A 14,123-nucleotide genomic window follows, 5' to 3' on the forward strand; every position below is an offset into this window, starting at 1 on the left:
TATCCAATTTGTGGTAAACCCTTTCGGGTTAACCGATATGAGAACTCAAAAATCATGAGCAATTCGGACACAATTTTCAGCAAAATTATCAACCGGGAAATTCCGGCGGATATCGTCTACGAGGACGATATGGTGTTGGCATTCAAAGACATTTCGCCCCAAGCCCCCGTCCACATTCTTCTCATTCCCAAAAAACCCATTCCCAAGCTCGATGATGCCGTCCCCGACGACCACGCCCTGATGGGGCACCTGCTGCTGAAAGCGAAACAGGTCGCCCAGGAAGCGGGTTTGGAAAATGGCTATCGGGTGGTCATAAACAATGGTTCGGACGGGGGACAGACAGTGGATCATCTCCATATTCACATCCTCGGCGGGCGTCAGATGCAGTGGCCTCCCGGCTAAATAAGTAGTAGACAGTTTCAGCTAAAATGAGGCAATAGTCCGTCCAGTCGGGTGGGTTAGGCGCGGCCGTAATTTTTCGGAAAAACCGACAACTTTTCATTCGTGCCGTAACCCACCATTTCCTTGCTACGAAGCTTTGACATAAAAGTTAAATCGTAAATTAACGGAAATATGAGTGATCTTGGAACTGTATTCGGCTTTTTAGGTGGCACAATTATTGCTATTGCCGGTGGATATAAGGTTTTGCAGCACCCCAAACCCGATCGCGTCTTCAAACGATTATCCGATGCCAAGTGGTTTTTGACCCTGCGGTGGTGTGAGCAGTTTTCAACTCCGGCGGGGGTGCTGAACTTGGAGGGAAAGTTGTCGTTTTATAATGCCGCCGCTCTGGAAATGGGAGAGCAAAATTTTTTACCCCCGCATCGAAGACGGCAGATCTTCGATCGCTGTTTGTTCCTCAAGCTGGGAGAAACCACCACCCATTCTATTGTCAGTCCCGACGGTTCTCTATCCCATGAAATTGAGATTACAGCAGTAGAAATTGATCCCCGATTTGGTCGGGTGGCTTTGGTGCGATCGCCAAATTTGCAGTCAATGTTTGATGAATCCCTCGACCCCAGCAATCTTTCATAACTTGGTTCCCCCAGAATTGGAGGTTGGGAAGCCAGAAACTTTTCAAATGATTAAAGAATTGCCTATTCTCGATCGCCTCTACTCAGTGGAAGCTGAATGATCATTTCAGTTCCCACACCCAGTTGAGATTGACAGGTGAGACTGCCACCATGCCGGGTCAGAATTGCATAGCTCACCGATAGTCCCAATCCGGTGCCACTGCCGACGGGTTTGGTGGTAAAAAATGGCTCAAATATGCGGTTTTTAAGTTCCTCTGAAATGCCACTACCATTATCGGCAATAACGATTTTAATTTGCTCTTGATTTGACCGTTCTGTTTTAATGCTAATAACGGCTTTTTCTGGCTCTTGCCTCCTATCTTTTAAGGCATCAATTGCGTTACTAAAAATACTTAAAAAGACTTGATTTAACTGACCCGCATAGCAGAAAATATGGGGGATTTTTCCATAGTTTTTGATGACATCAATAGCCATCAGATTATCCTTGCCAGCCAACCGATTTTGTAAAATGACTAAGGTACTCTCTAGACCATCATGGATATCTACAGATTTTAATTCGGACTCATCTAAACGCGAAAAATTTCGCAAACTTAGAACAATTTTCTTAATCCGTTCACTGCCATTTTTCATGGATTGGAAAAGGTTCAAATAATCTTCTCGTATAAATTCCAGTTCGATCTCTTCGATCGCACCTTGAATCACGGGATTTTCTTGGGGATATTCTTGTTCATAGAGGTCGATTAACTGCAATAAATCGATCACATATCTGGAGGCATATTCAAGGTTGCCATGAATGAAGTTAATCGGATTGTTAATTTCGTGGGCAATGCCACCAACCAATTGACCCAAGGCAGACATTTTTTCGCTTTGAATCAGTTGGGCTTGGGTTTGTTGGAGATTTTTTAAAGTTTGCTCTAAATCGAGGGCTTTTTGACGAAGTGCTTGAGTTTTTCGCTCAACTTCGGCTTCTAGGTGATGGGAATATTCGGCGACTTGTTCGTATAAGCGGGCTTTTTCGATGGAGATAGCCGCTTGGGAAGCCAGAATTTTTAAAGTCTCGACGCGATCGCGGGTAAAAGCATCAATTGTCAGATGATTTTCTAAATACAATAAAGCGATGAGTTTACCCTGCTGTAAAATCGGAACACAGAGTAAACTTTTGGGTTTTTTTTGCAGAATATAAGTATCAGTCGCCAGTAACGGATCGGCGGTGGCATCCCCAATTACCATCGCGTCCAGACTCCGTTTCACCCGATAAATTAGCCCCTGGGGAAGCTCGGGATAACTCGACAACGGAATCGACTGCACTTGAACGGGTTGATCGAGGGTTGCCACGGCTTCGACAAACCACTGATTCTGTTGAGACATCAGTAACACACTCTTATCAGCTCCCGCATTTTCCAATACTGTTTGTAGTAAAATTGCCAATAGTTTGTCGAGTTCAATTTCACTGGAAAGGGTCTGAGAGGCTTTCAACACCGTTGCCAAATCCAGGGTAATGGAAAGACTGGTACTGCTAGAGGCGGACGAGGACTGTTTAGGAGCGGTTTGAGTGACGGTTAAAGCGGGTGTTCCCAACAGGGTTTCTGTCGCTGAAAAGGCGGGACGTTGGGGGAGAAAAATCCCGGCGAGGAGTCGAGGATAGCGGCTTTCTAAATCCGCAACTTTTGCCCGTGCTCCCCAACTTAGATAGGCATGATAGGCGTCGGTGAGGTAAACTTGAGCGATTTTAGGCTTATCCCAAGCCAGATAAAATTGACCGACGAGTTCGTAGGCAAGGGCGGCTTCTTGGCGGTACTGAGAGCGGCTGGCTCCGACGATCGCTTGTTCGTAAGATTCAATGGCTGCGATGATTTCTCCCAACACTCGAAACCGCTCCGCTTCAACCAACTGAAACTTATGGCGAAAATTCATCGGTGCAGCCTCGGCCCATCGCCGCATTTTTTGCTGGTTATTTTGGACTTTTTGTAAAAGCTCAGGTTGCTCATCTTGGGGAGTTATCCCATAGGCAGCTAGGCGAACTAGGGAGTCATAAAAGTAAAATACTGGAATAAAATATAAACCGGATACCCCATCAATATATTGTTGGGCTAAATTCGCCAATTGCACCGCTTTTTCAATTTCTCCAAACAGATAACTTAAAATCAGTTTATTGAGATAAACCTGATACAGCGCATAGCGATCGTCTATCTGTTCATGTCGGGGTAGCGATCGCCTTTCATCATAGGCATCACCCACCAACTCGGTGGGGTTTTCTGAGAGTCCCAGTAAATTCAAAACGATCTGTCGGTAAATTTCATGATAGGTGAGGGTATTGAGCTGGTTAATCTGGATTAAAGCATGACTGTAATTATCAAGATTTTCGGCTAATTGATTCAAATTTTGGCCGCAAAAATAATTGTACTCGTTATGATGCAAAAGACTGTAAGCTGCATATTCTATATCCCCCGTTTCCAACCCAGATTGATAGGACTCCATCAAAGGTCTTAAGCAATCTTGAAGGGGTTTGTGCCAGTGGGTGAGCATGGCATAAACTGTGTTAAAAATTTTTGATTTTAGGCTTTTTGCCTGAAATTTTTCTAATAGATTAATTCCCAATTCTCCAAAATCATTGCTGATTTTAAAATCCCCGAAACTGGAGAGCAAAATTCCGTAGTTGGCATAAGAAAAAGCCGACCAGGAAGAGTTACCATAGTTTAGAGATAGATTCACCTGCTCACAGATAACCCAGGGCAACAGAGATGGATACCCCACAAAGGTGATCGAAACGAGGACAACTAAAATGCGGATAGCGGCTAGTTTTTCTGGGTGTTGAATTGGAGGGAGATCGAGCAACTCTCCGACGGTGCGATCGCCGATGGTTGCCTGAATTTCTTGTCGGGCTGTTTCGATATCTTCAGGGGTCGGATTTTGGGGTAAATTAATGTCTAATTGGCGCAGCAAGCATTGAGCCAATTCCAGGGCTTCCGACAAACGGTTTTGAGCCACATAGGCTTGAATTTTTACCTCGTAGGTCTGAATCTTATCCAGCAGGGTTCTGGCGTTTTCTAAGACCTCGATCGCCAGTTGCTCCATTTGGGTAAAGTCTCCATTCAGATAAGCCACTTCCACCGCCTCAGAAAACAACACCAGCGTCAACTCATAGCATTGTTCCCAGGGCTGGGGAGGCAGTTGGTTCCGTCCGGCTTGGAAATAACTTGATGCGGTCTTATGGGCTGCGGCGGTGACGGCTTTACGTCCGGCTTCGAGGTTGAGTTGTGCCAACTGATGCCGCTGTTCTGGACTGTCAATTAAGGCGGCTCCCGAATTTAATTGATTGACGATTTCAAAGAGTTTTTCGTCTCGTTTTTCTCCGGAACTGCGTTCGAGGAGAAGTTGACCAATTTGCCAATGGGTTGCCGGTTTTTGCTCATCTGGGATGAGGAGATCAGCCGCCTGTTGAACGCGATCGTGCAGAAAGCGATAGGAAGGATTCACCACCGCTTCTACTTCCTCTTCAAGGGAATCCGGATCTTGAAAGAACTTATAAACTGGGGTGGTAGGTAAAATCAAACCTTCTTGTAAAGCTCGCCATAAAGCGATCGCAACTTGACTCGGCGATCGCTCTGAAATAATCCCCAAAGTCGTCAAATCAAACTCATTACCAATACAAGCCGCCAACTTGAGAATATCCTGGGTTTCTGGTGACAATCTTTGCAACTGCTGGGCCATAAATTCCACCACATCATCACTGAGGGCAACGGCGGTAATTTCGGTAATATTATATTCCCAGCAGCCGTACTCAGCATTAAAAGTAATATAGCCCTCCCGATGCAGTGTTTTTAAAAATTGGGTGATAAAAAAGGGATTGCCTTGGGTTTTGCGAACCACCATTTGAGTGAGAGATTGGGCGAGTTCCGGCTCGCAGGTGAGGGTATCTGCCACCAAAGGATTCACCTCTTCTAACTGTAGGGGAGCCAGGGTAATTGTATGGACAACAACCCGGGCTTTTTTCAGTTCTTCAATCACTCGAATAAACGGATGACCGGGCGAGACTTCGTTATCTCTATAGGCTCCCAAAAGTAACAGATAACCCCGACCATTCATGAGTAACTTGAGAAGTTGTAGAGAGGCAGAATCAGCCCACTGCAAATCATCCAAGAACATCACCAAAGGATGTTCGGCTTGGGTAAAGACTTCAATAAACTTTTGGAACAGTCGGTTAAAGCGATTTTGAGAGGCTGTCCCGGACAGTTGGAGGGCTGGGGGTTGTGAACCGATGATTGGCTCGAGTTCGGGAATCACTTCGATTAATACTTGCCCATTTTCCCCCACTGCCTCCATAATTTTCGCCTTCCAATCAGCCAATTGTTGGTCAGATTCACAGAGCAATTGTTCCATTAAATCACGGAAGGCTTGCACAAAAGCGCTCAAAGGAATATCACGGTTGAATTGGTCGAATTTACCCTTAATGAAATAGCCCCGTTTTTTGACGATGGGTTTATGAACTTCGTTGATAACGGCGGTTTTACCAATGCCCGAAAATCCCGCCACCAGCATCACTTCTAAACCCCCTTCACTGACGCGGTAAAAAGCATCGAGGAGGGTTTGAACTTCGGTTTCCCGTCCGTAGAGTTTTTCCGGGATGATGAAGCGATCGCTCAGATCCCGTTGTCCCAATTCAAACGGGCGAATAGTTCCCGTTTTTTGCCATTGATTTAAACAGTGCTGAAAATCCTGCTTGATTCCCACAGCACTCTGATAGCGGTCTTCGGCATTCTTCGCCATGAGTTTGGCAACCATCGCCCCCACTATTTCCGGAATATTAGGATTCACCTCATGAACGGGGGTCGCCACCTTAGCGATGTGACTGTGCACCAATTCTAAAGGGTCGTTGGTAGCAAAGGGTAAGCCACCCGTTAGCAGTTGATAAAGGGTGACACCGAGGGCGTAATAGTCCGCTCGATAGTCGATGCCACGATTCATGCGTCCGGTTTGTTCCGGAGCCAGATAGGCTAAGGTTCCTTCCAGGATATTGGGGTTTTGAATTTCTGGAGTTTCTTTGGGGAGTAAGGAGGCAATACTAAAGTCAATTAGCTTGACTTGATGGGTTTCGGGGTGAATGAGCAGGTTGGCGGGTTTAATGTCTTTGTGGATGACTCGGTGTTGGTGTAGGTCGTGGAGAATGTCCGCTATTTGTAGGGCAATAATCAACACCGTTTCTAAGTCTAAAGGTTGCTCGTGGCTGTAGGTTTCGAGGGAGATTCCACCCCCATCTTCCATGACCAGAGCATAGCTATTTCCGACGGGTTCTAAACTGAGGGGGTGAACAATACCGGGAACGGGTAAGTTTTTGGCGATCGCATATTGATTGCGAAACTGCACCAACTCCCCAAAACTCGGATTCTCCCGCCGTAGCAGCTTGATCACTACGGGGCACTGTTGGGCTGTTTGCACCCCTCGATAAACCGCCGTTCGCGAACCCAGATACAATGGCTCAACTAGGGTATAGCCAGGGATTTCGGGAAGTTGGGAAGTGCTAGATATAAGGGACATCCTAGGTTAGGGGAGGGTCAGTCTCAGGAAAGGGCTTCCATACCAACTTTAGCAAACCCAAAACCGCCCCATCAGTGGGGGTGTAGGCTGTAAGGTTGAGGCTAGGGGGTTTTGGGAATTTTAGTTTTCCCGTTTCCCCCTTCGGCGATCGCCTATTTTGTCCTGAAGTCCTGACCCATCATCTCCCTTAACGCTGCAAACGCTGATTAATTTCCGCCTGCAAGCTCGGATCTTGTTGAACCCTGATTAAAATCTGCTCAAACTCTTGAAGCGTCAGGTTTTCAGCTTGAATGGCTGACCGAATTTCATCTTGAGCCTGAGTCTGAATTGCAGCCACCTGCTCTGCTGCCGTCGCAAATTGCTCGATCTGATCCGGCGATACCTGTTCGGCTGCTGCAGGCGAATCTTGGCTTTGGGCGATCGTATTGAACTCATCTATCGTGAGTCCTTCGGCTTCCACAGCCGCGATCATTTCCTCCTGAGATTCTTGCTGAATGGTGCGGATTGCCTGAAAAGCGTTGGCAAAACGATCCAGGTGCTCATTGGTGAGATTAACTGGCTCTGACTGTTCTGTGGGTGGCATTTGAGCGATCGCTGGCTCTATTGTTCCAACCGCTCCGAATCCTAAAAGTACGGCAAAAAAGGAACCGGTTAATCGTTTGATTTTCAGCATTATTGAATTTCTCTTGACTGCAGCCGCCCATCAGGCGACGGGGATTCCCGGGCGGGATTCCGAATCCGAACAGTCGGATTCATCGATCAAAGTGCCTCAAGTCTCACGGGGAGTAGCCTCAGTTTCAGGGTAGAGTCCTTCATTCAACTCTTCCTCTGCCTCCCGAAAGATTGTCAACCTCGATTTTCTGATTTAACCACCAAACTCACCAAACCGTCAATATAGCGATCGCGATCCATTGGCAAAATCTCCGCCCCGTGCATGATTTCCTGGGTCAATATATAATGGACGATCGCCCCAATTAACATCCGCGCCACCACCTCCGGATCGGCTAATTTTAATTGCGGATAAAATTCTAAATCCCGCGTCAGCCGCTCAATTCCGGGCTTGGCAATGTTGCGGATAAACGTTTTCGCCAACTCCGGAAACCGCCCCGACTCCCCGATGATCAACCGCACGAAACACAGCAATTCCGGATCGCCCAACATCTGGTTTAAAACCGCCGTCGCCCAGTTTCTCAAAAAGTTGGCGGGGTCCGCGGGCCTGTCGATCGCCAGATACAGAATTCGTTTCTCCCCCAAATATTCGGTCAGGGCGCCGAACAGACTTTCCTTGTCCCCAAAGTGGTTGTAGAGCGTCGCTTTGGAGACTCCCGCCGCTTTGGCGACCCGATCCATGCTCGTCGCCGCGAACCCGTGGGCGAGAAATTCTCGGATCGCCCCCTGCAAGATCTGTTCGGCTTTGGGTGCCATTCCGGTTTCCGGGTGAGATGGTGTCCTGACCATGATAGCGGTCTCCTTTGGAATTTTTTTGGGTTCCCCTCCTTTTCATTATACTAAACCGTCTAGTATAATCGGGATATGAACTAAACAGTCTAGTTCGTCAACCCCCATTTCAAGGAGAGGTGTGTCATGGTACACCGAGCAACAGCAGCAGATTTCGCCTCCACCCCGACCCTCACCCGCCGCTTGCTAACGTTGGCGACCGTTGCCACCGTGGGAGTTGGAGGCGTCACGGCCTATGTCCTGTGGAAATCCGGCCAGGTCGAAGAAACCCCCGTCGCCGCGGCCAGTCTGCCGATGCCGACCACCGTCACGGCTTTGGGGCGGCTGGAACCGGCGGGGGAGGTGATCGCCGTTTCCGCCCCCGGTGTCGCGGAAGGCAACCGGATCGAACAATTGCTGGTGAGTGAGGGAGACTGGGTGCGGGCCGGGGATGCGATCGCCATTTTGGACAATTACGATCGCCTGCGAGCGGCGGTGGACCAGGCCAGAGAACAGGTGAGTCTGGCCGAGGCGAAGTTGGAACGGGTCAAAGCCGGGGCGAAAACCGGGGAACTCGACGCCCAGCAGGCCACCATCGCCCGGTTGGATGCGGAACGGCAGACCGACCTCGACGCCCAGCGGGCCACCATCGCCCGGTTGGAGACGGAACGCCGGACGGATATCGACGCCGTGGAAGCCAAAATCGCCCGGTTGCAGGCGCAGCAGCGGGGGGAATTGGACGCCCAGCGAGCAACAATAACCCGCATCGAGGCAGAATATAACAACGCCCTCAATGAGGAGCGGCGCCACGAACAACTGCACGCTCAAGGGGCGATTTCCGAGGAATCGCGCGATCGCAAACGCCTCGACCGCCAGACCGCCGAACAGCGGTTGCAGGAGGCGAAGGTGAATTTGACCCGCATTCAAAATACCTACGACCAGCAAATTCAGGAAGCCGAAGCGGAACTGACGAAAATTCGCCTCGCCAAACGGGAACAGATCGAAGAAGCCAAAGCCAAACTGAATCAAATCGATCGCGCCGGACTCGAAAAAATTGCCGAGGCGCGGGCGACATTCGACAAAATCGCCGAAGTGCGGCCCGTGGATGTGGCGGTGTCGGAAGCGGAAGTGCGATCGGCTCAAGCGGCCCTCAGACAGGCGGAGGCGGATTTGAAATTGGCAGAAATTCGCGCCCCCCGAGACGGGCAAATTTTGGAAATTCACACCTACCCGGGCGAGAGAGTCGCCAACGAGGGAATTGTCGAACTCGGACAAACCCGAGAAATGGTGGCGATCGCCCAAGTTTACGAAAGCGATATTCACCGGGTTCAAATCGGACAAACCGCCCGCATCACCAGCGATTCTTTTGAGGGTGAATTGGGAGGAAAAGTTGACCGCATCGGGCTACAAATTCAACGCCAAGATGTCATTAATGCCGACCCTTCGGCGAATATCGACGGTCGAGTTATAGAAGTGCGGGTGCGTTTGGATGAAGCCTCCAGCGAGAAGGTTTCGGGATTGACAAATTTACAAGTTCGAGTGGTGATTGGCAAATGATCGGATTAATTAACCCCTTCAAAAAATTGGCGCGGCGCACCCCCTTGGGATGGCGGCAATTGAGTCACGATAAAGGTAGAATGTTGGTGGCGATCGCCGGGATCGCTTTTGCCGATATTCTCATGTTCATGCAGTTGGGATTTCAAACCGCACTCTACAACAGCAACACCCGCCTCCACAAGGCTTTAGATGCGGATTTGGTGATTGTCAGTCCCCAAGCCCTGAATTTTACCCGTTTGTCTACCTTTCCCCGGCGGCGGTTGTATCAGGCGATGAACCTGGACGGGGTGGAATCCGCCGATCCCTTGTATGTGGCGTTGAAAACCTGGAAAAATCCCCAAACCCATAAGGAAACAGCTATTTTATTAGTGGGTTTTAATCCGGATAGACCCGCTTTTAACTTCCTCAAGACTCATCCCCAAATTAGTGAGATAAAACTCCCCGATCGCGTCTTATTTGACCGGGAAGCCCGGGGAGAATATCAGGAAGCAATTGCCTCCATTGATGACGGAAAACGGGTGAGAACCGAAATAGAACGTCGCACCATTACCCTCGCCGGACTGTTTGAATTGGGGGCATCTTTTGCGGCGGATGGTAGTTTAATGACCAGCGACCAAAACTTTTTGCGTTTGATGCCGAGACAAGACGCATCGGCGGTGAATTTGGGATTAATTAAAGTGGAACCGGGGGCGGATATTATTGAAGTTCAGGCAATGCTAAAAGCCGACCTACCAGACCGGGATATCCGCATCTTGACCCAGGAAGAATTTATCCAATTTGAAAAGGATTATTGGACGGCTAACACTGCTGTCGGGTTTGTGTTTAACCTGGGTGTGGCGATGGGGTTCGTGGTGGGAACCATTATCGTTTATCAGGTTCTTTCAACCGATGTCGCCGACCATATGGCGGAATATGCTACTTTTAAAGCGATGGGCTATCGGACAGTTTATTTATTGGGAATTGTCTTGGAAGAAGCCCTGATTTTATCCCTGCTGGGATTCATTCCCGGCGTGGGGATTTCTTTCGGATTGTATTCCCTGACCCGCAATGCGACGAATTTGCCGATTTATATCACCCTGGCGCGATCGGTGAAAGTCCTAATTTTGACGATGATTATGTGTGGCATTTCCGGGGCGATCGCCACTCGTAAACTACAGGAAGCAGACCCCGCCGATATTTTTTAAGTTGTCAATTTTTGCATTTTACCATGAACTCAACTTTGCCGAAACCCGACCTTCGTTTGCAACGGGAAAACCGGGCTGTCATTTCGGTTCGCAACCTCGACCACTATTTTGGTAAGGGTCAGTTAAAAAAACAGGTTTTATTCGATATTAATTTGGAGATAAAATCCGGGGAAATTGTCCTGATGACAGGGCCTTCAGGTTCCGGAAAAACAACCCTTTTGACTTTGGTTGGAGGGTTACGATCGCCCCATTCTGGGAGTTTGAAAATTCTCGATCAAGAACTGTGCGGGGCGAGTTCCGGCCAGTTGGTGATGGTGCGGCGACAGATCGGTTATATTTTCCAAGCCCACAACCTTCACCGCAGTTTGACCGCCCTGCAAAATGTGAGGATGGGGTTGGAAATGCACGGCACATTATCCACGGCCCAAATGCTGCAATATGCGGCGGAAATATTGGAGGAAGTGGGGTTAGGCGATCGCATGAATTATTACCCCGAAGACCTATCCGGCGGGCAGAAACAGCGGGTGGCGATCGCCCGAGCTCTGGTCAGCCATCCCCCCATTGTCCTGGCGGACGAACCGACCGCGGCCCTCGACAGTAAATCGGGGCGAGAAGTGGTGAATTTGATGCAGAAATTGGCGAAGGAACAGGGCTGCACGATTTTGTTAGTCACCCACGACAACCGTATTTTGGATATCGCCGATCGCATCGTCAGCATGGAGGACGGGCGGTTGATTTCGAGTTAGAATGGGGGATGGTAAAACTGAAGGTGCTGCCCTCTCCGACCACACTCTCCGCCCAAATTTTTCCCCCGTGTTGGTGGACGAGTTTTTGAGAAATTGCCAGTCCCAGACCCGTCCCTTTGGGATGGCGACCCGCGCCTTTGACCTGTTTGAAAGGTTGAAAAATATGCTCTAATTGTTCTTGTGGAATCCCACAGCCCCGATCTTGAACCCTGAATAAAACATTGTCATCTTGAATCGAAGTAGAAATTTTTAGGATCGATTCGGGGGGAGAAAACTTGATCGCATTGCTGAGAAGATTGATCAAAATTTGAACGATCGCGTCTGAATTCGCCCAAATTGAAGTTGTAGACCAGTGGCGGATGATGGCGATCTGTTTTTGTTCGGCGAGGGATTGAATGCCGTCGATGGACTGTTCGATCAATTCACCAACATTGCAAATGCTTTTCTCCAGTTCGGCTTTCCCCGATGCCAGCCGCTCGATATCGAGAACGTCATTCACCAAACGCACCAGACGATCCGTTTCTCGGGTTGCCACTGCGAGCATTTGTTTTTGCTTTTCAGGTTGACTCTCGTACCAGCCGGAATTAAGCAAGGAAAGTGACGCATAAATTGAGGTCAACGGCGTGCGAAGCTCATGGCTGACGGTGGAAATAGACTCATCTTTTATCTGCTCGAACCGCTTGCGATCGGTGATATCCATCATGCGGACAATATTCAGCTTTTGACCGGCAAAATAAAGTCTCTTTACGGCTAAATTTACCCAAAACTCATCCCCCTTTTTTGTGATATATTCTAACTCAGAACTCCAGCTTCCTTTTTCATCGATCTCCCGGACGATATGCTCCATTTCTGGCGGCGTGAATTGTCGCTTCTGGAGACTGTGTACTTCGATATCGATCAACTCTTCCCGACTCGATGTTTGAAACAGTTCCACCGCTCTCGGGTTTAAATCTAGGGTTCTGAGGGTATCGGAATCGACGATAAAAATTGCATCGGTAGACTCGGTAAAAATCGCCTCTCGCAGGTCGTGATGATGTCGGACTTTTTCTTCGATCTGTTTGCGATCGCTGATCTCCCGAATTAAAATCACGTTCAGGTTTCCGAAGTTGGGAATATCGCCAATTTTAAACCCGACAAATAACCCCCAAAATGTCGTGCCATCTTTACGAGTGTAGCGGCGTTTGACCGTCCCAAATTTTGAGGAACCGCACGTTTGATTTTGACCGGAATAACAGCCGTATTTACAGGGTTCTAAATCGATAATATCCCGAATGTTACAACTCATCAACTCCGATTCAGTATACCCCAGCAGTTCGCACAACTTTTGATTGACGAAAATGGGCGTAGCATCCATTGTTGTGAAAACAACTCCCCAGGTTATTTGCTCAAATAGGGCGCGAAACATTTTCCTTTTCCCTAGACTTGATTTTGCTGTTTCCGTTTTTTATCGTCCGTCATGTCAACGATTGCACCGACGATTCGACAAGGCTTTACCCGGCGATCGCGGACAAATTTTCCCGCAACAAGAACCCTCCCTACTCGCCATCCATACGTTTTCTTCTCGGTTCAATTTTTCTTAAAAAAAGTTGTATTTAATTGGGGAATTGTTATTGAGAGATAAAGGAGAACCGATCGCCCCGATATGACTGATTGAAAAACATTCGTTTTTTTGCAAAAACAGTCTAAACTCCTTCCCATCTCTATTATTAGCCTCAACTGTAGCATACCTGCTGATGATCTTTACAAGAATTACGATCTGTTCCCCCGAACTCTGAAAAAAATTTCTCCCAATTTTACTCAAGTTCATATAAGTTTATATCATCATTTTAAGATTTTTCAATATTGCTGACCATCAGTTTTTTTAATGAAAGCCGATCCGACAGGTCAATAAAATTCGATGTAAACTTTCAAGTATAGCTCGACTTTGTTTAGAAATTGTGAAGTTGAGGGTCGTTTTCCAAAGCTAACAATTCAGCCCGCCGCTGACTCAACTCAAATTCCAGAGATTCGATCTCCGCCAACAACTGCTGGCGACGCTGTTCGACGGACTGGGTTTGACTGACAAAATAGGCTTCAATTTCCGGCCACAATGCGATCGCCCAGTCCCGACTCGCCGTTTTCCATTCATTTAAAACCCGTACCGTTCCGTCCGGTTCGAGGACAAATAAAGTATAAAGGCGATCGCAACTCCCCCGTTTCCGCTTTCCCTTCTGGCAATACAAATACAGTCCGGGAACTTGCATGGCGGGGCGATCGATCTGGCTGACAAACGGCCCCTCGATGGAATAGCCGTCCGTCTGGCTGCGATCGATCGCCTCGACGAACTTACACCAATTTCCGGCTTTCGGAGACAGGTAACTTTCCCAAAATCCGGGGGCGGACAAAAACGCTTCTCTCAAGTTGACTAGAATGGATGAACTCATAAGAGGCAATAGGCAATAGGCAACAGGCAATAGGGGTGATGATTGCAGTTTTTTTCTCTATTTTAAAACTTTTCAATCGAGCGACTCCCCCCTTCCTCCCCCCTTCCTCCCCCCAATTCTCCCCCCAATTCTCCCCCCAATTCTCCCCCCAATTCTCCCCCCTTTCAAAGGGGGGCTGGGGGGGATGGGGGCTGGGGGGGATGGGGG

General features: G+C 48.5%; 10 protein-coding genes. 5 read left to right on the plus strand and 5 right to left on the minus strand.

Translation table 11 applies throughout. From position 1 onward, the window contains the following. Positions 1-54 precede the first annotated feature (54 nt). Positions 55-402, plus strand: coding sequence for a histidine triad nucleotide-binding protein (locus tag AC0QHF_RS16165; protein ID WP_324705261.1), 348 nt, complete (start codon positions 55-57; stop codon positions 400-402). A gap of 171 nt (positions 403-573) precedes the next feature. Then, positions 574-1,035, plus strand: a complete 462-nt coding sequence (locus AC0QHF_RS16170) for a hypothetical protein (RefSeq protein WP_324705262.1) — start codon at positions 574-576, stop codon at positions 1,033-1,035. A gap of 62 nt (positions 1,036-1,097) precedes the next feature. Here AC0QHF_RS16170 and AC0QHF_RS16175 read toward each other — a convergent pair whose 3' ends face one another. From AC0QHF_RS16175 to AC0QHF_RS16185, 3 genes are all read right to left on the minus strand, one after another. Further along, on the minus strand, positions 1,098-6,569 hold the full coding sequence (locus tag AC0QHF_RS16175) for a trifunctional serine/threonine-protein kinase/ATP-binding protein/sensor histidine kinase (RefSeq protein ID WP_324705263.1): 5,472 nt from the start codon (positions 6,567-6,569) through the stop codon (positions 1,098-1,100). Between the two features lie 187 nt (positions 6,570-6,756). Continuing rightward, positions 6,757-7,242, minus strand: coding sequence for a DUF4168 domain-containing protein (locus AC0QHF_RS16180; protein ID WP_324705264.1), 486 nt, complete (start codon positions 7,240-7,242; stop codon positions 6,757-6,759). A gap of 173 nt (positions 7,243-7,415) precedes the next feature. Beyond that, a complete protein-coding gene (locus AC0QHF_RS16185) occupies positions 7,416-8,027 on the minus strand; it encodes a TetR/AcrR family transcriptional regulator (RefSeq protein ID WP_324705265.1) in 612 nt (203 codons plus the stop codon). Positions 8,028-8,153: 126 nt separating this feature from the next. Here AC0QHF_RS16185 and AC0QHF_RS16190 point away from each other — a divergent pair, with 126 nt between their 5' ends. From AC0QHF_RS16190 to AC0QHF_RS16200, 3 genes are read left to right on the plus strand one after another with little or no spacing between them, the layout of a single operon-like run. After that, on the plus strand, positions 8,154-9,563 hold the full coding sequence (locus AC0QHF_RS16190; RefSeq protein WP_324705266.1) for an HlyD family efflux transporter periplasmic adaptor subunit: 1,410 nt from the start codon (positions 8,154-8,156) through the stop codon (positions 9,561-9,563). Next, positions 9,560-10,747, plus strand: coding sequence for an ABC transporter permease DevC (devC, locus tag AC0QHF_RS16195; protein ID WP_324705267.1), 1,188 nt, complete (start codon positions 9,560-9,562; stop codon positions 10,745-10,747). The genes AC0QHF_RS16190 and devC overlap by 4 nt, the downstream gene beginning before the upstream one ends. A 23-nt stretch (positions 10,748-10,770) precedes the next feature. Further along, the gene (locus AC0QHF_RS16200; protein WP_324705268.1) at positions 10,771-11,493 is read left to right on the plus strand and encodes a DevA family ABC transporter ATP-binding protein; all 723 of its coding nucleotides are present in this window, start codon (positions 10,771-10,773) and stop codon (positions 11,491-11,493) included. Here AC0QHF_RS16200 and AC0QHF_RS16205 read toward each other — a convergent pair. Further along, a complete protein-coding gene (locus AC0QHF_RS16205; RefSeq protein WP_324705269.1) occupies positions 11,459-12,898 on the minus strand; it encodes a PAS domain-containing sensor histidine kinase in 1,440 nt (479 codons plus the stop codon). The two genes, AC0QHF_RS16200 and AC0QHF_RS16205, sit on opposite strands and share 35 nt — an antisense overlap. 523 nt (positions 12,899-13,421) lie before the next feature. After that, positions 13,422-13,916, minus strand: a complete 495-nt coding sequence (locus tag AC0QHF_RS16210; protein WP_324705270.1) for a hypothetical protein — start codon at positions 13,914-13,916, stop codon at positions 13,422-13,424. Between the last annotated feature and the right edge of the window lie 207 nt (positions 13,917-14,123).

This window comes from Lyngbya sp. CCY1209 (assembly GCF_055795065.1).